We start from the raw sequence: 24,659 nt of genomic DNA, 5'->3' as shown, positions 1-24,659 counted from the left end.
ATTGTTATAATAAAAAATCAAGCTCTATATTTTTTTTCCACCACCATCATGATGTTAGCATGAAATAATTCCTTTTGGGAGCCAAATTTCCAGAACAGTGTATCCAGTGATGCACAGAGCCACCGCGGTATACCAATTTTCTGATATGCTAGAAGCGGCCGGACACGAGTTGTATCCTCAAAATAAGTAATATACGGGCCTATCTGCGAAACCATGGACAGGAGGATATCTCGAGTATAGTAATGTTTATGAGTCGGATCGACGTACGGTCGATAAGTGACGCGAGAATCAGGCAAGGATAATTCATCTTCTTTGGGAATTGATAGGATCACATTGTGAGACGCTATGCGCACCATTTGATGGAGAGCATCAAGATCATCATGGATATGCTCTATCACATTCCATGCGATGACACTCTCAAATTGATTATCTTTAAAAATCGATAAATCGCTTCCACAGTTAAAATGAAGTGTTGAATATTTTTTTCGAGCAGCGTAAATAAATTCTTGATTGGAATCTAAACCTTCAGTATAAATATTCCGTGAATTCAAAAAAGAAACAAGTTCACCTGTATTACACCCTATGTCGAGTGCTGATTTATTACAGAAGCGGAGAATTTGATTGCTCTTCCATTCATCTAATACACCGTCAAATTTAAACGGTTCAGCAGGCATAGGATTTTTCCTCGGCTAGAAGTGAATGACACACGCGTTCCACATAAGAATAGGGAATCTTAAAGTAGGTTGGTAAGCTGATCCCTTTAAGGGATATTTCACTTGAATTAATACAAATGTTCTTTGAATATCTTTTATAAATCTCCATTTGATGAAGCGGATAGAACATGGGACGAGTTTCAATGTAATTCAAAGCCAATTTCTTGATCACCTCATCACGGTTTTCTATCAAACAGGTGAATAGCCAGTTAACCGATTCAACCTTTTTCGTATCCTTCCGTAATGTGATTAATTTATTTTTTTTAAATTCAGTGTCATACCAACTCTTGATAAGATTGCGCTGGGTAATTATCTCATTGATCTCTTCGAGCTGCGCAAATCCCATCGCCGCTTGAGGATTCGTCATTCGATAATTGTACCCCACTACATCATATTGATATTTATTCTGACGGTTCATTCCATGGTCACGTAAAATGATCATCTTCTCATAAAGATGATTATCATCCGTCACACAGATTCCACCTTCTCCAGTAGTGATTATTTTATTTCCATAAAAACTGAACGTTCCAACTACACCAAAACTACCAACCTTCTTTCCGTCGAATTCAGCGCCATGAGCTTCTGCAGCATCTTCAATAATTTTCAGATTATACTTTTCACCGATTTTCATAATTTCATCCATATTGCACGGATAACCATATAAGTGAACAGGGATGATAGCTTTCGTTTTTGTCGTGATGACTTCAATAATCTTTTCAGGTGAAATATTCCATGTATCACGATCAATATCAACGATTACTGGAGTGGCGTGTGCATGCAGCACTGCATTAATGGTAGCGGCAAATGTTAGGTCGGGAACAATGACTTCGTCCCCCTCCTTGATACCCAGACTGACAAGCGCCAAATGAATTGCGACCGTTCCGTTTGACACAGCAACAGCGTATTTTGTTCCGATAAATTTTGCAAATGCGTCTTCAAAATCAGGAATGAAATGCCCTCTTGAACTAATCCAGTTGCTATCAATACATTCGGAGACATAAAGACGAGCATTCTTTCCCAAATAGGGTTCAATGAGAGGTACAATTTGGTGGGTTGTCATAAGTTTTTTTCCATCATATTTAATATATCTAAAATATTCTGGCTTGTTTTATTCTTATCAAAGATTTCTTCCGCCCTTCTTCTTCCTGACTTTCCCATCTTTTTTGATAATTCAAAATTCGTGAGCGTCAACTCAATATATTTCGCTAACTCAATCGCATCATCTGCCGGAAAGATGTAACCTGTCTCCCCGATAACTACTGCTTCTGGAATTCCACCGGCATTTGATGCGATCACGGGTAATTCTGAAGCCATCGCCTCTTTCATGGACAATCCCATACAGGGCAATTTGGTATTTGCCGTATTTACATAAAGATACGATTCATCATAAATAGTACGCAGTGCATTGTATGAAACGTTTTTTTGTATCGAAATATTATCTACAAGCCCAAAAGTATTCACCAACTTCGTAAATTCTGAAAGGAACCCATGATCATTACCAACAATTATAACATTTGTTTCAATGCTTTTCTTTTTCAGAATAGCCAACGCATTCAACAAACATTCCAGCCCCATTCGCACATTTATATGACCGACGAACAAAATCTTCCGCTTTGATTTAGTTTCTTCATAGGGAATAGTCCGTTTAAAATGATCGATATCTATGCCATACGGAATAACGGAAACTTTCGCTGTCGAGAGTCCGACCTTTTCTACACCACTTCCACAATATTGACTTGATGCCATCAAAATGTTGGCATTTTTCAATATTTGATTGTATAACTTTTCATGTTTTGAAATATGAATGGTATCCGCCTGAAGTTCACCAAACACAGTCACAGAATAACAAATCTCAGTAAAAAAATACTTTCTTATAAAATATGCGTACATCCCTTCTGGAAATGTATGATAGGCGGAGAGAGTGGTGATACCATCATTTCGGATAGTTTTAATGAGTTCGATAAGTGTGAGGACTACCTTGAATGGAAAGAGAAATTCTTGGTCCCCTTTTCCATAGAATTTCACCGTCTGAAAAAGGACTATAGTAAATCTATTGAGGTACCGTACGAAGCAGAACAGCGAAGAGAGATGAGAGAATAATTTTCCCCTTCTCTTCTGTGAACGCAAGTGGAGATAACCTTCATCATTCGAAAGGTCCCTCTGGTATATATCAAATACATAAAAATCGCGTTTTGCATCAGCAAACACCTTAAAGAGATCATAAAGATGCGAGGCAATACCTCCAAACGGTGGAGGAAATGATCCTAAAAAGAGAATTTTTGTTGTTCTCATTTTGCGATGATCTGTGCGTAGAATTTCCGTTATGTCTATTTCAGTTAGTTTTATGGAGCAACAGCGAAAGTGATTTCCATCGTCTGAATCATATCCCATAATTCAATAGGCCAAGGACTAGATTGCTTAAGCGTTTGATAAAGAATATCCAATTCTTCTAAATGACCTTTTTCACTAATTGATGTTGAAATTGGATTCAATGTCAGACCATGACCGATCAATGATTTATAATCATTCATGATGATTGTTTTTTCATCAAAATGAATTTCCATAAATTCTTTGGGGATCTCCCGACTCCCGATGGCAAAATAATCAATGGTGCAGATCGATCCTTCGTCGTATTTCAAGATGATTGATTTATTATCACTGCTGCTGTACTTCGACGTTTTCGGTGTCATCGATTCGACACTTATACTAACGACTTTCGTTCCAATAAAATATGTCATCAGGTCAATAATATGACACGCTTCGCCCACAATTCGACCGCCGTGTTCATGCACCCAATGATCGAGAGGGATGTATCCTGCATTCATGCGATAGCGGATCACCATTGGATTTATTCGTTTATCGATATGTTTTTTTATTTCACAGGCATATCTGCTAAATCGCCGATTGAAACCGACTAGCAGTAAGGGTTTGACTATATCTTTATTGCTGTAAAAGGCTTTGATTTTATCAAGATCCTTCTGGTTAGTCGCTAACGGTTTTTCCACAAAGACATTTTTTCCAGCTTGTAGTGCCTGTAGTGCCAATTCAGCGTGAGAATCATGCTGAGTTGAGATAAATATCAGATCGATATTGGGGTCGTTGAGGACATCAGCATAATTCGTAGTGGCAAACGCCGCCTTATATTGCTCGGCGATAGTCTTAGACCTATGGCCAACGCGGTCCAGAACAGCATACAGTCGATACTTTTCCTTCAGTTTTTTCATATTCGGCAAATGCATTCCCGTTGCGAAACTGCCAACACCTACGAGGGCAACATTGACAATATCATTCTTCACCTCCACAATGCCTGTCTGTACTTTTCTCTCATGATGGAGATACTCTACCAATTCGGATTCTTCCGGTTCTCCGTATTCCAAAATTACCATCAAGGGACGTTGAACGGAACTTTTTAGCGATTCAAATGCTTTCGTCACTTCTTCAATTGGAAAAATCCGACTAATTAGTTTTTCAAGCTTAATCGCTCCGGTATGAATAAGGCGCAGATATTCTTCCATGTTCCGATTTTCTGTCCACCGGATATATGCATAAGGATAATCCAATCCCTTGTCTTCATAATTTTTATCATATCGACCTGGACCGTATGAAGTAGAGATCAAAAAATCTAGTTCTTTCGCATACATGTCTTCCCTATTAATCGTCATACCTACGACCCCAACAAGAACGACACGTCCCTTTTTCTTGCACATTTGGAATGCTTGAGAAAGCGGTTCACTACTGGTTGTCGATGCGGTAAAGAGAACTGCATCAGCACCGAATCCACCCGTATAATTCTCAACCACTTTTACTGGGTCTTCTTTTTTGGAATTGATGACGATCTCAGCCCCGATCTCTCTAGCAACATCCAGGCGTACCGAGTCGATATCGACGACGATTACACGCACTCCCGAATGACGAAGTATCTGCACTGAAAGCAAACCAAGAATACCAGCCCCGATAACGACACAGTACTCTCCGATCGCGATATTTGCCCGGCGAACTCCTTGCATCGCTATACCGCCCAAAGTTACCGTAGATGCTTCTAAAAATCCGAGATTTGCCGGAATATGCATTACTAATTGTTCTGGTACATCAACATATTCAGCATGATTCGCCAATCCGGCGCCCGCTGCCGCAATTTTGTCGCCGACTCTAAAACGTGTTGTCCTCTCACCAACACCGATGACAATTCCCGAGATGGAATATCCTGTCGGATGACCGGAATCCAGTTTGCCCATAATTTTCTTATATGATCTGGCAATTCCATCTGATCGAATCATGCTAATTGCTTTTGAAACATTTGAGGGTTGTTCCATAGCTCTCGTAATAAGTGATTTCCCACTTTCAACAACACCACTCATTTCAGTGCCTGCAGATATGCAACTATTAACTACTTTAATAAGAACACTCCCCTTTGAAACGACAGGGGCGGGCATTTGTTCAGCGAATACTTTACCTTTTTTTATGATTGCTTGTTTCATAGTCTAGTTTGTAATTAAATTTTTGGGGGAAGTAAGATATCTACAATTCTTTCACTTGCATGGCCATCCCATAATTCTGGAATTGTCCCCATTTTTATTTTTCCGTTTAGTATTTCTTTTGCAATAACTTGTATTTTTTTCCAGTCAGTGCCGAGCAAATGGTTTGTCCCAACTTCGACCGTGATCGGGCGTTCAGTATTTTCTCTTGCTGTCAGGCATTGCACTTTTAAGAATGTGCATTCTTCCTGAATGCCTCCGCTATCAGTAATCACAAGTTTCGCGAAGTTCATTAATGCAAGGAAATCTATGTAGCCCAACGGATCAGTTACAATGATATTGTTAGAAATCAAACTATTTAATTCATATTCATTGATATTTTTTTTTGTCCGCGGATGCATCGGAAATACAACAGGATATTTCTGTGAGAGAATATTCAAAGTGTTAAGGATTGTTTCCAAATTATTTTTTGAATCAACATTGCTCGGTCTGTGCAGAGTCACAAGAATAAATTCATCTTTTTTAATACCCAGTGTAGTGAATATAGGCGAGCATGCTATCTTTGGGAGATAATGCAAAAGACTGTCAATCATAACATTGCCAACAAAATGAATTTTTTCTTTATTAATTCCTTCATGTAGTAAATTTTCTATACCTGACGACTCTGTAACAAATAAATAATCCGAAAGTGTATCCGTTATAATCCTATTTATCTCTTCTGGCATAGTCCGATCATGACTGCGTAATCCAGATTCCACATGTGCTAGCTTAATGTTTAGTTTAGACGCCACGAGACTACATGCGACAGTTGAATTTACATCGCCGTACACAATGATAAGGTCGGGCTTCTCTTCGAGCACTACTTTCTCAAATCCAACCATTACTCCAGCTGTCTGTTCGGCGTGAGTTCCCGAACCGACACCGAGATAAAAATCTGGTTTCGGCAAATCCAATTCATTAAAAAACACCTTTGACATTTTTTCATCGTAATGCTGCCCGGTGTGGCATAGTATATGCCTGACTTCATGACGATGTGAAAGCAATTCTTTATAGATTGGAGCTGCCTTCATAAAGTTTGGCCGCGCTCCAACAACAGAAATTATTGTTTTCAATGATTTATGCTTTATGAACGAGTGAAGAAACCGTATGTATTAAATTACGTGTATCAACGATAGGTATATTAAGCGATAACAAATCCATGGTCTTATAAATATCATGCGCTGTGGTAATTAAAATCAGATCATAATCTTTCGATATATCTACAGATTTTTTGCCTATAAACTGAGGGTGTTCCCGAGTCGGCTTAATAACCGGTATGAACGGGTCATTATATTCAACTATTGCACCCTTTTTTTCTAATTTTTCCATTAAAAAATAACTTGGCGATTCACGATCATCATCCACATTCGCCTTGTATGCCAAACCAAGCATTAATATTTTAGAGCCTTTAAGAGATTTGCCAAATTCATTCAACACATCCATCACTCGACTTACGACAAAATCAGGCATAGAAGTATTAATTTCACCGGCTAATTCAATAAAACGAGTATTGACGCCATACTCCCTCGCTTTCCAAGTGAGATAGAACGGATCAATAGGGATGCAATGCCCGCCAAGCCCCGGTCCGGGATAGAATGGCATATACCCAAACGGTTTTGTTTTTGCCGCATCAATTACTTCCCAGATATCGATTCCCATTTTCATAAATGTTACTTTTAATTCGTTCACCAAAGCAATATTTACGCTTCTGAAAATATTTTCCATGAGCTTCGTTGCTTCAGCAACCCGAGTTGAGGATACTGGGACAGTCTTTACAACGATTTGTTGATATATCTTCTCAGCAACCGCCAATCCATCCAAAGAAGTGGCACCTACTACTTTCGGAATAGTTTCTGTGCGATAATCGCGATTATTCGGGTCTTCTCTTTCTGGTGAATATCCGACATAGAAATCTCTATCAACTCTCAATCCGCTTTTTTCTAATATCGGGACAACAACCTCCTCAGTAGTCCCTGGATATGTTGAAGATTCCAATACAATGAGTTGTCCTTTCCGAATATGAGGATACACCGATTCACATGTTTTAACAATGTATTCCATATCCGGTTCACGATTCTTATTGAGAGGTGTAGGAACTGCTATGAGAATCGCATCGCAATCAGCTACTTTGGAAAAATCAGTTGTAGGTATAAAGAGGTTCGAATTAATCGCTTTCAGGATTCGTTCTTCTGGTATATGCTTGATATACGACTTCCCATTTCTGATAGTATCAATTTTCTTCTTGTCAATATCTATGCCAATTGCTCTAAAACCTTTTTCTATAAAGCATAAGATCAATGGAAGACCTACATATCCCATCCCCACCACACCGACTGTGAAATCTTTTGATTCAATTTTTTTTAGTAATATTTCTTTCATTCCTTACACCTACCCCCGACTAATTATTTTGTGCTCTATTTATTTTCCAAATCCCATCAGTTTATTACTTATCCCTTCTTAATCTTCTCAATCGTATCATGCACCTTTTCTCTTCCTATCATCCATCCGGCAGAGCACAGGAACGAGAAGAAGAGAATGAGAGCCAGTGTCATCACCCGTTTCGGACCTGTCTTAACAACCGGATCCTTAGCATATTCCCTAACATTCACCACTGGTACATCTTTTACTTCTGCCAACTTCACAAGTTCAAGCTGCTTTGTTAGTTCAATAAAAATTGTTTGCTGAATTTCGACATTCCGCATCAATCTACTTTGCTCTAGCAATAACTCTGGAGACTGTGCTATTTGTCTATTTTTCTCTCTAAAAGATTTCAAAGCATCTTCACTCGATGTCAAAGTATCTTTGATCTGTTGAACTCTAGAAACAAGATATTTTCTTTGCTCGGTTGCAAAAGATTTCCTTTGTGTTCTTACGTATTTATCGAGCGAGATTACTAAGGTATTTGCTACATCTGCAGAGAGTTTAGACTCCGGCATTTCCACAACCATTGTAAGAATTTTGGTTTTAAGTTCATAGCTTATAGATATATTTCCTTTGATCAACATTTCATACATTTTTAAAAACATTTTTCTATTTTGCAGAGTATCAGGAAGGGACTTGTCTGGTTTGATATCGAAATATTCTACCAAATTAACGGGTTTATCATATTCTTTTGTTTCATACTTACGATAGATCACCTCACTCAATACAGTTTCACTCATAATGAGGTTTTGATAGATTTGCGTCGATACATCTCCCCCAACATTCACTCCGGCCATCGCAGCAAGTCCGGAGAACTGTCCAAGCATATCAGAGCTCTTATTGCCAAAATCAGGAAGGATCGTGACTGTACTTTGATAATATGGATTTACAAGAAAATACAGAATGATAATTGTAATGATTCCTACTCCGCCATTTACCAACACAAGCTGTTTCCGCTTGCTCCAGAGTAAAGCGATAGAAGGTTTAATCTTAATGATAAAATCCGCGAGTACATCAACAAAAGATTTTGGTAATTCTTCGTTCTTTTCTTCCATAGTTGCTTTCAATATTCTTCTTCATTAAATATTTCATCAATAATGATCCGATCATTCATCCGATATCTCTCGTCTCTATTTTGTTACTTGCACGATTGCTATCATCATTGTCGCCAAACTTGCCATAATAGTTGCCCAGCTTGTGACAATTGACAATGTTTTGTCCTCTCTTTCAATTTTCCTTGGAACACTGATGATTGTGCCGCCAGGGATCTCCGGACTAGGAAGGATGAACCATCCCTGTTCCCATTTCTTTCCATTCGGCAGTGTCACATAGACCCTGTCTTCATCACCAGTCTCTTTCAATCCGCCGGCCTGGCCGAGGTAGTAACTGAGACTTGCACCTTGCTTGTGAGCAACAGCAGCAGGCATGAAAACTTCACCCCGAATGTAAATTAAATCCTGTAAAGGGGAAATATTGATCGAGTCTTCATGTAAAACGGTTATATTATCAAGTGATTGCGTATCAGCAAGAGCTTTCACAAAATCAATAGATACCAACCCAGCATTTTTCCATTTTCGAAACAAACTTGAACCTTCTAGATACGCTCCAGGCCTCAATCCTCCCGCACGCCTAATGATACTGGATAGTTTTTCCCCTTCATTTTGCAGAGCATACGCACCCGGATACAAAACATAGCCCCAGATACCTACAACCCGTTGTGTATTATATTTCGGATTTGAAGGAATCATGAGATGATCGAAATCATGAAGGACAAAGTGCTTGCAAAAGTCATCTTCCCAATAATTCTCTGAAACATTAAACTGCTTCACCAGGCTCAGTGCTCCGATTACACTTGTGTCTAAACGAGCCAGCTCCCAGCCCTGACTCGATGCACCCTCAGTCAGACCTCCTGCCATCACAATGAGATCTGCTATCGTCATACTATCTCTCCGCGGATATTGGCCTTGAGACCTGACAGAGCCCCCCACACTTACAGAATGTTCAGGAAAGAATAGACTTTCCTTATATAAGGCAACTGAATCCTCATTTTTCAACTCTACGTTATTATGGATGTCGTTCACTAGTGCAAGCCGTGGATTAAAAGAAATTACTTCATGACGAAGGTTGGGCAGCAATCGAAATAGCATCCCCTGTTCAGAGAATGTGTTTCGATCTAAACTATCTGCTTCCATGATTAAATCCTTGATACGCATCCCCGGTTTGAGCTCAAAGATACCAGGTTTTTTTACACTTCCTGTAATCGTCACGCGATTTTCCGGTATGGTATCCACCTTAAACACTGTCACTACGTCTCCATCCTGCATCTCGAATTTACTGGTTTCGAGCTCCTGATGCGAGGTAAACCGAAGATCAAAGTCTAAAAAATTGTGAGTATACTCTTTACGTTCATTAAATGGTATCATCCGTTCAATATGCGTCCGATCGATGTAAGCGTTAAATCGTAATCCACCTGCAAACCCAATAACATCGCCAAATTTTTCTGATTCACTCAACTCATAAATTGCGGGTCGTACTACAAATCCTACAAGAGCAACCCGCTTGCCCGCCGGTTTTATAAACACAATATCCCCATCCTGTAAACGAATATCCTTCGACTTATCCGGACGTAATGCATAATCATAGAAATCTAACGTTTCAAAGATCTTTCCTCCACGTACGATCTGGATGTTTCGAAGGGATCCATTCATGGTCGGCCCGCCAGAAAGGTATAATGCATGAAGCGCTGTGGACAACGATGAAAGTGAATATCCACCGGGTTTCTGCGCTTCTCCAAGGACAAATATCTGAAGAGTTCTCAGTTTGCCGAGAGATACATCCAAGAAAGAAGTCGCTCCCGATTCTCCATTGTGAAGGCTCGAGTAGACAGCACTCATGCGCCGTAACATCTTGTCCCGAAGCTGCTGGATGGTCATACCGCTTGCATGGATGGGGCCGACATCAGGAATGACAATACTTCCTTCTCTATTAACCGGTATTTGAAAATTCAATTTGGTTTCGCCCCACATTGAGATCGTAACCTCGTCACCGGGTCCAAGAACATAAGACGGAGGCGTTGCTACATTCACAACCGGTTGGAATGTCGATGCTGAATACTGAAAGATATTATACCCAAACGGTCGAAGGATTAATGGAATTCTTCCTTCAAATCCGGGAACCGGTAGTGTGTCTTTCTTTTGAATTGTGACTTCACCTCGCGCAACCGATACCGGTGGTGCAACTCGCGTCGTGTCGGTAACACCTGGAGTCGGAGTTTCACCGGGTACCGTTTGCATATTCCTAAGATAATCTTCAAGATTAATATTTAATGCAGAAGCCCGATTAATCGCCTCTTCCTTCGATATTCCAAGTTCTTTCAACTTACGGTCAATCTCTTCCGGTGTTAAACGCTGAAGGGCAGATTCAGCCTGAGTTTTCGTTTGAGCTACTAAGCGAACTCCGGTGCCCGCTAGCCATATGGATACAATTAAGCAGAATGTAATATTGTGTTTATTCATTGCAGATCCCTTTGGCATCTGTACATACATTGAAGGAGAGATTCGCAGTCATTTGATTTATGATTTTGAATATTTTTGAATCTGCGCATTCTTGTTCTTCATCCGATGAGATGAGGACAATAGATTTTTAAGCTTACAATGCAAATTTTGAATTTCTTCTGACACAATTTTAACATCACCAATGACGGGCATGAAATTTGTGTCACCATCCCAACGAGGAACAAGGTGGAAATGTATGTGCTTATCAATACCCGCACCTGCGGTTCTACCTAAATTAGCACCGAAGTTAAATCCTTGCGGTTTGGAAGTTCTTTCAAGCGCTTTGATGCATTTCCCAGTTACCATCATAATCTCTCCATGTTCTTCACTGGAAAGCTTTGCAAAGCGAGAAGTATGCCGGTACGGCACAACCATCAAATGGCCGCTGTTATAAGGGAATTTATTAAGGACAACAAAGCAAAATTTTCCACGCAATACTATAAGGTTCTCATCATCTGACGTCTCTTTCAGCATGGTACAAAAAAGGCATCCATGTGATTTTTTTGTCTCACTGAACGTTTGAATATACGCTGAACGCCAAGGGGAAAAAAGACGCTTCATCTTAAGACCAGTGAATAAAGAATAGTAATGATTATTTGCCCGCCGCAGTGCAAAAGTGCTCGGGCACAAAGGCGGGAAGAGTAAACCCTATAACAAATTACAAATTGAGCACTTCATCAGCAATTTATGAAACAAATCCATTCGAATCAAGCTGGCAGAATTCTACAATTCATATTTAACTTGAAGCGTCGGCACAAACTCTATTAGGTTTCCATAAATTCTTCTTGATTGAACATGCCCCTGCAATTGAATCCTATGATTAATCTTAGAGGCATTCAAAGCTGCTTCAAGCGCGCTGAAAACGTGATTCGCAACGATAACATACGAGACAGTGGTGGCAATATTGTAAAAGCTGTTTGCTTCACCTCTCATATTACTGTATTCTATAAATCGCGGAGAGACATTACCGATCCCGTTATTTGCAATGACATCGGCTTTTGTATATGCGGTTGCATCATCCCATCCACCGCCAAACTGTGAATATTTTCCAATCATTTCATAATACTGCTGATCACTGTACGGCGCAAGTTTATGCGTAAAGCCTGTCGGCGGATCGGTCTGTGCTATCTGTTCCTCAACGGTATTTAATTCATCCCAATTAACTCTTTCCCAGGAATGAAGACTCAGATCCTGATTGATATTGATTGTTCTGCCAAAGTTTATATTGATCCAATCAGCATACTGCACAACCGACCAGTGTTCATCCGCATAGTTTTGGAACGCATCTGTCTGCCGATCACCTTTTTTTTCATACGCAGCATAGATAACCCACGTTAAAACTTCTGCACCAAAAAAAGCCGCACTTTGCCAGTAACTTTTCGTATAGAATTGTCCTACGCCTGGTATAACAGCCGAAAACAATCCGGCAGCTAACGGAAAATACTTATTCTTCGCAACCAAATTACCATTGGAATCAGAACCATCGATATCTTTCATCTGATTTTCTTGCATAACGAAATCATTTTGTAAATTCCCCGTGAGGAATGTTTTGCTGGATTTATATGTCGGGAGATGAAGATATTGGCTGAGAGAAATGGTTGTGATAAATAGCGCTAAGAGTCCGGTTATTAAAATTCGATATTTCATGATTACCTCATTAATTGCCGGGGCATGATGTCGTTTAATTCAAATCCAAACAACACGCCCAAATAGAAACGCCATTCGTGGCCGTACGTGACTGTAGTGGTATTGATATCCTGGACATTCCGAGAAAATTGATCTAAACCATACGCACCTGAAAAAAAGATGCGTGTTGGATAGGCATAGAAGGAAAATGTTTCAAGCCGGAGTTCGAAACCGGCATCCTGCTTCCAAAAATTATCAGATGCCGTTTCACGAGGCCATGCATTTCCTATATCGTAAAATACGGAACCGTAGAGTTTGGAAAAATAAATTTGAAGAACTCGAAAATCTAATTGAGTGGCAATCGGGAATCTATATGTTGCGTTCAGTGTCACTGTTTTATTTCCACCGAGCGCATAAAATGAATAACCGCGCATTCCAATGAACCCGCCTGCATAGTAATCGAAAAACTCGTCAAGAGGAGGTCCCAATATGCCGGAGGCATTTACTGTGAACGAAATCGTGTGCCGCGGAAAAGGTAGAGCAAGGTGTTCATTCCACGCCAGTTCAAATCTCGAAATATTGTACTTCGTGTAGACAGGAACTCGAAACCCTCCGGATGTCGAAGTAGAATCTGTTGGATTAAACTTGTCCATCTCAAGAAAATATTTCATCGAGAAAGATCTCCCGACCGGATTGATGTCTTTATCCAAGGAAGGAAGAATACCATCATATCTCAACTGGAGGGAGAAGCTATTGCCGATAAAATACGTTGATCCTGTACCAGGAATTACCTGGTTATTTTTTGGATCGCCCGGAATTTGATAAAACCAACTTCCAAAATCCTGACTGAACCGGCTCAATGAATAATTCAATTTTACATCGCAATATTCCGAAAACATTTTTTGTTTGAGTGAAAAATCGAATTCTGAAAGATTATAAGTGACATCAGCGTCAAAATACAAGGGATCCGGATTGCCCGGAAATGAAAAAGACACATTCCGTGTTCGGGTAATATTGTAAACTTCAAGCGAGGCTGTCGGGTCCAATCCTAATTGATACAGGATGGGCAAACGGCCGCTATATTGGAGTACCAAAAAAAGATCTCTTTCTAATTTTCTATTTATATCGGCGCCGCCGAAAATACTTAATTTATCTAACACATCGGAAGAAGTAAAATAGAATCCCGGCTTCACAACATCAAGTCCGCTGCTGTTTTTATTATACGTGTCGATCCGAAGCAGCGGAATAATGGAGAGGCTGGTGAAGACTGAACGATAGGGTCTTGCTTGAAGCATGGATTTGTTTTCCGAGAGCGAATGCACACTGCGTGCCGGCGATGCCTCCTCTCCCTGTTTCATCTCGATGATGCGTCTGTAAGAAATCTGTGTATTGAACGACTCTCCTGCTGTGTCCTTTCCTGAAACTAATGGTACTGGAACACTGGTCATATCCTGTCGAAGCAGTGCAATTTTATATCCGCTGGAGGTATACGTAACGTATGCGACATCCCCTTTGTTATTGACTGTGGGAAGAAAGGCGCTGCCGAGAACATTTGTAATTTGCTGTTCGGACTTTGTGCGCAGATCAAGCGAATAGATGTTAAAAATTCCGCCCCGATCCCACGAATAGAAGAGTGTTGTATCTGAAGCAAAGAAAGGATTACGACAATCGCCCGTGTGAATCAATTCACGGAAATTGTTCCCGTTTGAATCGATAAGTGCGATGGATTGATTATGAGCTGTGGAATATCCGAATGCAATTGTTTTGCTGTCTTTTGACCACCCGGGAGTATACACCTGTTCTCCATTTTGGAAATGTGTCAAACGGGTTATGTTCTTTCCATCGGCATCGCAGACACCAATGTTGAGCGTGCCGTCACCATCGGTCGTAAAAACAAGTTTTTTTCCATCGACCGAAAATTTTGGATTCATTGCCCGCAGTCCATAAGTTAACCGCTCTTCCTTCTCTTTCGAAAAATCGAATCGGAACAAATCGCTGTACCCCGACCAATGAGGATTCTCCCGGGTAATTTGTGCATAGTAGATACATTTATTGTCGGGAGAAAATGAAAGAGACGAGCGGATCAGTGATGATGGCGCTTCCGGCAGCATCAATTTTGAAGTTTTCGTTGCAACGTCATACAGATAAATTCTGCTGCCCCAACGATCTGTCTCTTTATTTGAAACGTATGCAATTTTGGAACCATCCGGCGAGAAGACAGGATAGAAATTCCCGAATCCTTCCTTTTCAATAATTTCTCCATCTTTTCGCGTTGGATTCAGAGAGTCTGCAAGATGTCTGTATACCGTTGTCTTTTCTGTCTTCCATTCTTCATAAAGCTGGTTTCCGGTTTTTCCAAGGACCGCTTCCAGTGCACCGTCGATGGTAATGCGAAAAGGAGCAGAGAGTTGTCTCGATATTGCTTGAAGTTTATCAGGGCCGTATTTCTGCCCGATATATCCTACGAGAGAGAATCCGGCATTGTATACAGATTCATTTCCGAGACTATTTTTACCGAAGAACGCCATCTCATTCCAAGTGAGCGGGTTTCCATCTATCATATACATCCGTAAGATCATATCACGATGAGAATCCCAGGTATCATATCCCAGATCTGGATTGCTGTACTGAGCAACACCTTCAGCAAACCAGGGCGGGATAACAAATCCTGCTAAAGGATATGAAACAATAACATTGGGATACCCATAGAGGACATCCGGGCGACTTTCTTTTTCATATCCAAGCCATTGGAAATAAAATCCCGGTACCTTCCTGCCGAACTTCATGGTTGTTTGAATTTGAATGATATGTGTAAACTCGTGCGTTACCACACTCCACAACCAGGGATGAGTACCGCGCAATTCAAAATCTAATGCAGGTGCATAGATGACAATTTTATTATCAAAGAAATATGCCCCGCCGTTCGAGTAATCGTCGTGATCACGAATGATAAAACTGACTTTCTGATCCGGTTCGTGGTCGTACATGGAAGTAACGGGGCCATAAACGCTTTCAGCGATGGTTGCTACTTCGCGTCCCGTCCGTTCTGCACCATTATGGAAATGAACGAGAAAATGTTCCGTCTCAATCGTTTTCCAATCTAATTCAGGATGATTGTAATCCTCCTGAGAGACAGTTATCGAAGATGTAACAACATTACATATGAGTATCAAAAATAAAACCTGCTTCAATCACCCTCGCTTTTATTTAAAATCACGCCTAGAAAAACGTACTTTATTTCACCACGGCTATCTTGATAAACACTACTTCACTCTTGGTTACACCACGCGCATCAACGCGAGCAAGATAGACTCCGCTCTGAATATTCGAGACATTCCATGTTACTTCATTGTCCATTCCTGCCGTTCCTTGCCCTGTCAATTCTGTTATCTTCACACCTGAAAGGTCAAGAATGGTGATCGTGACATTCGCATCCTCAGCTGTAAAGTACCGAATTTGTGTTGATTGGCCATAAACAGGATTCGGCCAGTTATATACGCGTGACTTTGGAAAGAATTCTATACTCGCTGAAATAAATGGTGAAACACTCACCTCCGCGTTGCTGTGCCGCTCATCTCCCAAATGCTGCCACCACGTTAACGAGGCTGATGTTGCCGAGCTCGAAGTAAGGTATGCATCGAATGAACCGTTTTCGGAAAGAATGGCTATACCCAATTTGTTAGATGGACTTGTATAAGCCATGGGAAATGCTTTTCCCGGAGAAGTTACTTCCACAGGGAAACCCGATAATAATTTTCCGTTTCGATCGTACACCCACATCTCGCCATCATTTGTCAGGAGAATAACTTCTTGTTTGGCATCGCCGTTGAAATCCACGACAAGCGGTGTTCCTGTAAATTCCAAGCCGTTTCGTGCTTGGATTGGGAAACCGTCAAGCATAGAACCGATGCGATTAATTACTGAGAGAGAATTTACGGATTGGATTATAGCGTCTTTTTCCCCATCTCCATCAATATCAGCTATAGCAAGCTCTTGAATTCCAGAACCCGGAATACTGATTTCATAATTCTTCAGGGATAAGGATTGATCAAAAGAGATTATTCTGTTGCCATTCTTTTCTGCTGAGATGAGATAATTTCCTTTTCGTGATACGGCCGCCGCAAGCATCCAGCCGTCTTGTGAAGCGGGCAACGCTATCGAGTCGTGTTCGCTATAAATCTTATTGCCGGAAGTACAAAAATATTCTTCAGGCTTCGATAGTGAAGGCGTTGGCAAGAGAGCAAGGGAAGATATTGGTGCATTTGCCACGGAACGCTGAGAAATTAAATCTCCGTTGACATTAAACTCAAACACTTTCCCTGAATATGTTCCAACAAGAATCGATATATAGATATTTCTTGCTGCAAAACATGGTGATGTCGTAAACCTTTGATTTATTGTGTGTGCAAACCGTTGCACACTATCATATACACCTTGATTGTTGAGTGAAGTAAGATGAAAAATGTTAATCGTGCTATCCTGAACGCAGGCTGCAATTTCACTGTCCGTTTGCTGATATACGGCAATGCCATTGGCAGTTTCAGATGGTACTAAGATACCTGTCGGATCTCCTAATAAACTTTGTCCATTGTTTTGGAGCGCATAAATTCCATTGCTTGTCGGAAGATAGAGATGATTTTTTGTTGAAGTCGGGAATGATGTCACAACCGTGTTTTTAAATGCTCGGCGCATCAAAGAATCCCGCTGAAACACCAGGTTTCCAAATTCCACTGTGAGTGTCATGCGTGGTGACCGTACACTAAAATTCTTCAGAGTCACTACACTTGCAGCAGCAGAAAAGCTATTGCTATTCGGAAAAGATTTCTGATCAAAGATATTTTTATAAGGCGTTGCATTATTTTCTGCAAACCAGCAATCTAACGGGCTTCCGTTTTCTGGTCCGGAGCCTGGTTCCGACAGGCCGATATCTTTTGCACCGTCAGCCTCTTCCAAATCGACGCCTCGGTGATTCGGATTCGTGTTAACGGAATTAGTACTTAATCCCGCTTGAATGACACTTTCGTCAATGTGCCAGATAAGTATTCCGCCTCCATCATTTTCATGAGTCGTGTCGGTATAGCCGACGAGCGCCCAATCAAAGTTGCTGACATCGACGATAGATCCGCTGATGAGGCTATCGGTATACGTATTGAAGCCCGGAGTATCCTGGTCAAAATGACGCCAGAGGGTATCCCCGTTCGCATCCGCAATCTTGACATCGACACCCGTCCCTTTGGGATTTCTATTTCTGTTTTCTACGATGAAATATTCCGATGACGTTATAGGAATCTTATAGACTGTGTCTTGCTGCATTGGATATTTTAATCCGACTGCCGGCACGGATAGAGTTGTGGAATTTCCAATAATGATCGGTGTAACCCATCCTAAAAACATCTTTTCCCATGCGCTTGGCTCCGGTGGAAAGAGTCCGCTGTATGCAAAGATCGCTGCGCCATCCATCAATCCAAACTGTCCGATACCGGAACTTCCCGTTTTCGTATTGAATAAATCCGGCAACCCTAAATAACTTCCTACCGAAGCAGCAAACAATCCGTTGATGCTTAATTGAAGTAGCGTCGTGCCAAAACCTGTAAGAACGTCGCGGGATTCAGTCTCCGGTAAAATAATTGTATTTTTGATAACACCATGGACAAAACCCTGGAACGATGATTGTCTCAATGCAGCTGCAAATGCAGTTGAATCCAAGTACAATGAGGGAATATCAAACGGAGTATAGTTGGGGACTAATTCAATATCCCGTCCAACCCCCGCATGAAAAATGACAAATATATTGTACTGTGAAAAATTGATTTCCGGATAGAGGGAATCTGCAATCTGCCAGCTCTCTTGTGCCAGATCAGCAAGCTCCTTATTATCGTTCGTGAATGTCGGAGGCGAGTAAAACTTCATCGGTTTCGAAAGCGTTATGCGTCTGTTCTGACCGTACACATTGCCGATGAGAGTAAGTTTTCCGTTTGACACCCTCTTGAAATAATTTCTGACAAACTGAATCTTGTTTTGGAAATACAACGAATCATGCGGCGGCGGATCAATTTGCTTAGAAGAACCAGAGGTTTGAAATGTACCATCTCCTGTCGTTTGTTCAAAAGCATCTTTTTTAAATTCTACCATAATAGCGAGCATGCGGACGGTGTCCCGCGGCGTTATTGTGGTCGTGTGTACCTGCCTGACACTCGCGAGTTTTCTCAGCGGCTGCGAGAACTCATTTCGTTTTTGTGCAACTAAATAATTGCTTATGAGGAGCAACATACACATTGCCCATGCTCGCATGAATCGAACTCCAATCGTTATGGGTACTTTTTAAGTAGCTATTTTTTACAGATCAGACGTATTCAAGAAATTCTTAGTTCTCATCACCGCCCCAGCCGATGGAAAGGGTCAGGCGTAATGTTCCGTCCAGCGGATGCTGACCTTCAAAAGCGCTCAGGTATCCAAAATCAAATGCATAGAGATCATATCGAAGACCGGCGCCGAACGTCATGAACTTTCGATTCCCTTCTCTCGGATCCTCATAGAAATATCCAGCCCGTAGTCCAATGAGCCTCGGTGAACCATACCAATATTCCAACCCAGCCCCTGCATCGAAACGGCGTATTTGTTCACTGATATTGCCGCTTGACCAAGTCGTAAAGAATGCTTTGTAGAATTCATCTGACGAAGTTCCATATCGATTTACTAATAATCGGTTTACATCTACAGTGGCAGTCATATTATTGTAATCACTTTCAATAATTTTGTATGCCATCCCAAGACGAAGATTCATCGGTAAAGGATCTGCTTGCGCTCTGTCGACATACGACATCTTAGGACCAATATTCGCAATATTCACACCAAAACTAATGCTCTTACCGAGATCAATACCTGTTAAAGGAATGCGCAAGACGGCCGGACGATACATTAATCCAACATCGAAACAAAATCCTGTCGAAGTTCCGCTTCCCTTCTCTTGTCCGGCTCCTTGATCTGCAAGATGAGAATAGATAATTCTGGCGCTTGTGCCAATACCCAATTGTTCGGTAAGCTTTGTGCTATATGTTGCGGCAACAGCCATCTCATATCCTGTAAATGTACCGATTACTTCTGGTGAATTGCTCGTCCTATTAAACTCACCAAGATTGAGATACGTTAATTGAGCGCCTACTATTCCGTCTAAATCTTCAACCGGTTGTTTGTATGCGAGATGAGCAATCCAGATATCTGATAATCCCAAACCAGGGAGCCAATTTGTGTGGGTCATTGCAAGCTCAGAACCTTTTTGGAAGGCAAGTCCGGCTGGATTCCAAAATGTAGCCCATGCGTTATCCGCCAACGCTACACCAACCTCTCCCATTCCGCTTGCTCTTGAATCCGGCACAATGAGTAAGAATGGTACTGCTGTTGTTTGCGTGGTTTGTGCCCGCATGATCTCTGGAACACAAATTCCTACGACGACCATTACAAAAATCATTTTTTTTATCATAACGTGTAATCCTCCTAAGAATAATGAATGCTGATATATTTTCTGACCAGCGTGAGTAACAAGCATGAATTTAATTTGAGATGCACATGTTCTACTATGTATTTGTTTCACGTGAGTTTGCTATCAATGGATTATCGCATGACAGCAAGCTTACCGATTGTTTCGTTGGAGCGTTGTCCGACTTTATCGTGCACAATTAATTTATAGAAATAGATTCCATTGGCAAGAGCACTTCCATCATTATCTTTTCCATCCCATGGTATTCTCACAAAGCTCTCCGCAACATTTTGCACATGGATAATTCCAATTAAACGGCCTGCAACTGAATAAATTTTTACATCAACATCTATCGGATCGGATGAGGTGCGTTGGAATGTGAACGTTGTCGAATTTGAAAACGGATTTGGATAATTCACAACATTGAGCAATCCAAAGTCGTCAGCAGTGTGAACCTCAAAAAAAGTCTCAGTTTCCGATGAATTGTTCTGAATGTCCCACGCTTTCACGCGTAATGTATATTTACCGTCGCTCAGATCACGCAATGGATAACGCACTTCTCCTTTTTTGTACGTATCAAGACTGCTGCGATAAAAATTGGAAAGGTCGAATGTCCGCTCTGGGTTACTTAAAGTTGCTGATAATTGATGTCCTACTCCAACAGTCGATACGTTAATACCGCTTTCATCATCAAGCTGCACAATAATAATCGGATTGCTTTTCACTATCCCACCAGGATGAAATGATATCGTATCCAGATACACCGCTAGAACCGGCCCTACTGTATCTTTAGCTATCGTTGTATCTACGCCGTCAATCATTACCTGTTCGGTGCTTCCAGTTCCATCCGTTTGACTGTTCCAGGCGTACATTGAAATCCGTGCGTTTTTTCCAATCGTTACGTCTTTGGGAATAGGAATAATCGCTTCATAGCGTCCATTCGTGATAGAGACATCGCCACGATACAACAAGCTGCCAGTTACTTTGAATTGGAAAAGATTATTATAAACAACTCCATCCACGATGGATATATCTTTTTGTGAATCAAAAAGTTGGATTGTGCCTATGCCATTGAATGAAGACATCAATCTATTGTTTTGTTTCACGGTACCTGCAATACGTGCACGCCCCAGGGACTTAATCTTAATTGTATCATTTGTTACTATGCTGAATCCGTTTACACTATCAACGGTAGCCTCATTCTTTGGCATTATCAGGCGAACGGTAGGATCGCCGAAAAGATGAAATTTGTTGGTATTGTTTTGATCCGAATTATTCGATTTTGCCAAAAGACACGCATCACCTAATCTTGGATTCTGTCCATCGGAATTTTTTTGTAAGAGATAATTAAACAAGGATTTATCCAGATCAAAATTATAACCATCATAAACTACTCGCGCTGCTGTAAAATCAGCAATAGCACCGCCTTGTTCCATGGTGACCAATTGTTCTCCTGCGCTCACTTCCGTTGGATTATCATACCATCCAAAGCTGCACGTTGCCGTGACAACAAAACTTAATCGTTCTTTATTGAAAAGCTGCGGCAGTTCAACTTCTCGTGTAAAGATTGATTCATGCGCCCACAACCGGTTATTGCCATGACCGATATAATTAGTAATGATCGTTCCCGAATTTAATGCATTAACAATTGCTTTATTTGCATCCGGCTTCCTGCGGCCATCCGCGCTATTCACGGTAGTATATTCAACAATATAAATTTTGTTTATTTCATAACTCTGGAGCGCACTTGTTTTAGATAATTCTTCTGAATGATCGGTATACAGTGAGCCGTCATCCCCTTCTATACCTTTTTTTCCATCATCTGCAACAAATGTCATTCTATTTCGCCATGGGTCTAATGGGGAAGTTGTTTCATAAGAAATTATTTTATCTACTACTATTGAAGCATCTTTAAGAGTACGCACCGGAAGCCGTCCGATTGCAAGCGCATAGGAATTTGAAGAACCAAACATAATAAATTGGTCATCGCATGGGTATGAATTGACTGTTGCGAAAGATTCTTCCGGTTCGTAGGGAGGGATCCAATTACGAGGTGTGATTTTATTTTTATAGTCGAAATATCCATCACCAAACAGCAAGACATATCGTGGCTGCGGATTCACCCAATTGTCTTGAGTATATTTCAAAAATTCCCGCACTGACAACGGATCCGGAAGACCACCGGAGAATTCGTTAAAGATTTGCTGAATGTCCACCACGAGTGTATGTAAGCTATCGTGTACTTGGCGATATTCTTTTAATCTGTTAGCTTCAGAGATAAATTCGATCGGAGAAATAATAATGAAATCAATTTGTTCTTGAAAATCGTGAAGATTATTTTCTTGAAGATTGTTATTGAGAATAAATTTATCGACTTTTGTCCCCGCCACGGGAATTTTATACCCGTTTGTACCGACGACAGCAATCTCACGTACATTTCCCGCAGTCTGCTGGAGTTGCAATGTGCACGAATCACCTGCCTGAGTCAATCCTATTATTTGCTTAACATTATCATGACCTGTCACATCGAAAGCACGGACTTCTGAAGAAAGATTTTTTACACTGTATTGCAATGATCCTGCGGCATCCGATGTTGTGAATAAAAGAGCGTCGTTCAAAGCTTCAAATTTCCGTTGGTAAAAAATTTCCATCCAATCTAACCAAGTACTTGAACTTTCATCATTGGCCGTTACTTGAATTTTGACTACACTGCTCGCGTTCGTATTGGTCTGAGGCAATATTCCGGTCGCAGAAAAAGTGAGATCGTTTGCCCATGGTTCTGTCTCGCCATCCCCCATGCTTGTTGCCCCCATCGATCTTTGTGTAAGAGCGCTGCCGTTCTCAAATATATTCAATACATCTTGCGTGGGTGAACGACGAGCAAAGTTGAAGACATAATTGATTTGTGTATTCGAGACGATTCCCTGTAGAGAATTATAATATGTGTCCATATCGTCTCGACTTGTAAATTCTTTGCCAAACCATCTTCTGCCAGAATTTCTAAGATTATTGATTTCTTCCTCTTTAAATATTTTTTCTTGAAAATATTGTATTGATGTCGAATTCCGATTTACAGAAACAATTGAATCCATCTGCCTTCCTACTGTTCCTTGACTCACGGTAAAGAAATAACAATTCTTTTCAGTGTATGGATTAATATAATGCCGAAATTTCTTGGTGTTTGCATTGTAGCGCCATCCCTTCACTCCTCGTCCATAAAAAACGATATAATCCGCCGTGTCGGCACCGACGCTATTTTTTCGTACAACAAGGCGCGGAATTTCCACTAATGAGTCCGGCCTCGGGTCTGTATTGTTATCCGGAAGTACCAAACCACCATTTCCAAATAAACGAATTGAATTGATATCACTCAGTGAAATATTCAACTTACGTAAGTAGTCATAATCCAATTTATACATACCCGCATCTGTCACATCGATTCGATACCAATCTCCCTGTGCAAATGGAGAATTGCCCGCAGTTGTTTTACGAAAACTGGTTTGACCCATTTTGGAAAGTTGTGCTTTCTGCGGTAATTCTCCTCGAAGAAAGCAGGTAGAATGCATACCATCCGGTAACACATCTTTAAATTCCAGTCGTACAACAATACGCGAGTACATTCTTACTTTTTCTCTATCTATCACTTGAATGGGGCGAAATATCAGTATTCCCATACACCCAAGACTTGTTTTACCGACACGCGCAACTTCAGCAAGCGCACTTTGTGATAACGATCGTGCAACTTGGATGAACTTCGTGTCGTCGTAGCTTTCACTTATTCCGAAATCTTTTAAGGATTTTATCGTGGGCTTCGGCAAAAGTTTTATCGAATCTTTAATTTGGAATTCACTCCCAAGCACATGGATTGAATATTGTGTCGATGGAAAGAGCAATGGAATATTCCGCGAGAAATCTGCCTGTCCCGTTGAATCAAATGTTGTTTGGCTCTCAAAGAAACAAAACCGTGTAAAAACACCGCCATGAATTCCAATCACGTGCTCTGTAGTGAAGTGCGGTGTAAATTCAAGAACAACTGAGTGTTGATCTTCACTGACAATTCGGATTTCTGTCAACGGCTGCGCTGCACCCGTTATCGGTCCGATGCACACTAAGAGTATAAATGCAAAAATGTTTTTCATAAAAAAAAAGCCAAACGAGAGAAAATATACTTTCTCGTTCGGCTAAACTTTTCTATTAGAGATTGTCAGCCGAACTTGAAAAAGGTTTATGCTTTGAACAATATTCCTAGAGCAGCAAATACAGCAAATTACTTTAGGAACAAACCTTTACCAAGTCTTCGATACAATCTCCGTTCAAATTCTTCTTTTGTTGTTAAAATATAACGAATGGAATG

Annotated in this window: 14 protein-coding genes; all 14 read right to left on the bottom strand. The window is 40.8% G+C overall.

Annotated elements, in window-relative coordinates:
• Nucleotides 1-17: 17 nt before the first annotated feature.
• Nucleotides 18-674 carry a class I SAM-dependent methyltransferase gene (locus NTX44_06925; protein MCX6121338.1) on the bottom strand — a complete coding sequence of 219 codons (657 nt, stop codon included), beginning with the start codon at nt 672-674 and terminating at the stop codon, nt 18-20.
• The gene (locus tag NTX44_06920; GenBank protein MCX6121337.1) at nt 664-1,773 is read right to left on the bottom strand and encodes a DegT/DnrJ/EryC1/StrS family aminotransferase; all 1,110 of its coding nucleotides are present in this window, start codon (nt 1,771-1,773) and stop codon (nt 664-666) included. Before NTX44_06920 ends, NTX44_06925 begins: the two co-directional genes overlap by 11 nt.
• Nucleotides 1,770-3,005: a glycosyltransferase family 4 protein gene (locus NTX44_06915; protein MCX6121336.1), complete on the bottom strand. Its 1,236-nt coding sequence runs from the start codon at nt 3,003-3,005 to the stop codon at nt 1,770-1,772. Before NTX44_06915 ends, NTX44_06920 begins: the two co-directional genes overlap by 4 nt.
• Nucleotides 3,006-3,055: 50 nt before the next feature.
• The gene (locus tag NTX44_06910; protein MCX6121335.1) at nt 3,056-5,191 is read right to left on the bottom strand and encodes a bi-domain-containing oxidoreductase; all 2,136 of its coding nucleotides are present in this window, start codon (nt 5,189-5,191) and stop codon (nt 3,056-3,058) included.
• Between the two features lie 14 nt (nt 5,192-5,205).
• Nucleotides 5,206-6,300 (bottom strand): UDP-N-acetylglucosamine 2-epimerase (non-hydrolyzing), encoded by a 1,095-nt coding sequence (gene wecB / locus NTX44_06905; GenBank protein MCX6121334.1) that lies wholly within the window; start codon nt 6,298-6,300, stop codon nt 5,206-5,208.
• Between the two features lie 4 nt (nt 6,301-6,304).
• Nucleotides 6,305-7,606 (bottom strand): nucleotide sugar dehydrogenase, encoded by a 1,302-nt coding sequence (locus tag NTX44_06900; protein ID MCX6121333.1) that lies wholly within the window; start codon nt 7,604-7,606, stop codon nt 6,305-6,307.
• 68 nt (nt 7,607-7,674) lie between these two features.
• A complete protein-coding gene (locus tag NTX44_06895; GenBank protein MCX6121332.1) occupies nt 7,675-8,715 on the bottom strand; it encodes a hypothetical protein in 1,041 nt (346 codons plus the stop codon).
• Between the two features lie 63 nt (nt 8,716-8,778).
• The gene (locus NTX44_06890) at nt 8,779-11,163 is read right to left on the bottom strand and encodes an SLBB domain-containing protein (protein MCX6121331.1); all 2,385 of its coding nucleotides are present in this window, start codon (nt 11,161-11,163) and stop codon (nt 8,779-8,781) included.
• 57 nt (nt 11,164-11,220) lie between these two features.
• The gene (locus NTX44_06885) at nt 11,221-11,763 is read right to left on the bottom strand and encodes an HIT domain-containing protein (protein MCX6121330.1); all 543 of its coding nucleotides are present in this window, start codon (nt 11,761-11,763) and stop codon (nt 11,221-11,223) included.
• A gap of 162 nt (nt 11,764-11,925) precedes the next feature.
• On the bottom strand, nt 11,926-12,849 hold the full coding sequence (locus NTX44_06880; GenBank protein MCX6121329.1) for a DUF5683 domain-containing protein: 924 nt from the start codon (nt 12,847-12,849) through the stop codon (nt 11,926-11,928).
• A 2-nt stretch (nt 12,850-12,851) separates the two neighbouring features.
• Nucleotides 12,852-16,001, bottom strand: a complete 3,150-nt coding sequence (locus tag NTX44_06875; protein MCX6121328.1) for a biopolymer transporter Tol — start codon at nt 15,999-16,001, stop codon at nt 12,852-12,854.
• Between the two features lie 61 nt (nt 16,002-16,062).
• Nucleotides 16,063-19,119 (bottom strand): T9SS type A sorting domain-containing protein, encoded by a 3,057-nt coding sequence (locus NTX44_06870; GenBank protein MCX6121327.1) that lies wholly within the window; start codon nt 19,117-19,119, stop codon nt 16,063-16,065.
• Nucleotides 19,120-19,192: 73 nt separating this feature from the next.
• Nucleotides 19,193-20,308 carry a type IX secretion system outer membrane channel protein PorV gene (porV, locus tag NTX44_06865; protein MCX6121326.1) on the bottom strand — a complete coding sequence of 372 codons (1,116 nt, stop codon included), beginning with the start codon at nt 20,306-20,308 and terminating at the stop codon, nt 19,193-19,195.
• Nucleotides 20,309-20,439: 131 nt separating this feature from the next.
• Nucleotides 20,440-24,444, bottom strand: coding sequence for a type IX secretion system sortase PorU (gene porU / locus NTX44_06860; protein ID MCX6121325.1), 4,005 nt, complete (start codon nt 24,442-24,444; stop codon nt 20,440-20,442).
• Nucleotides 24,445-24,659 lie beyond the last annotated feature (215 nt).

The organism is Ignavibacteriales bacterium (genome assembly GCA_026390575.1).
Taxonomy (GTDB): domain Bacteria; phylum Bacteroidota; class Ignavibacteria; order UBA10030; family UBA10030; genus Fen-1298.
This window is presented reverse-complemented; position numbering and strand designations above follow the sequence as displayed.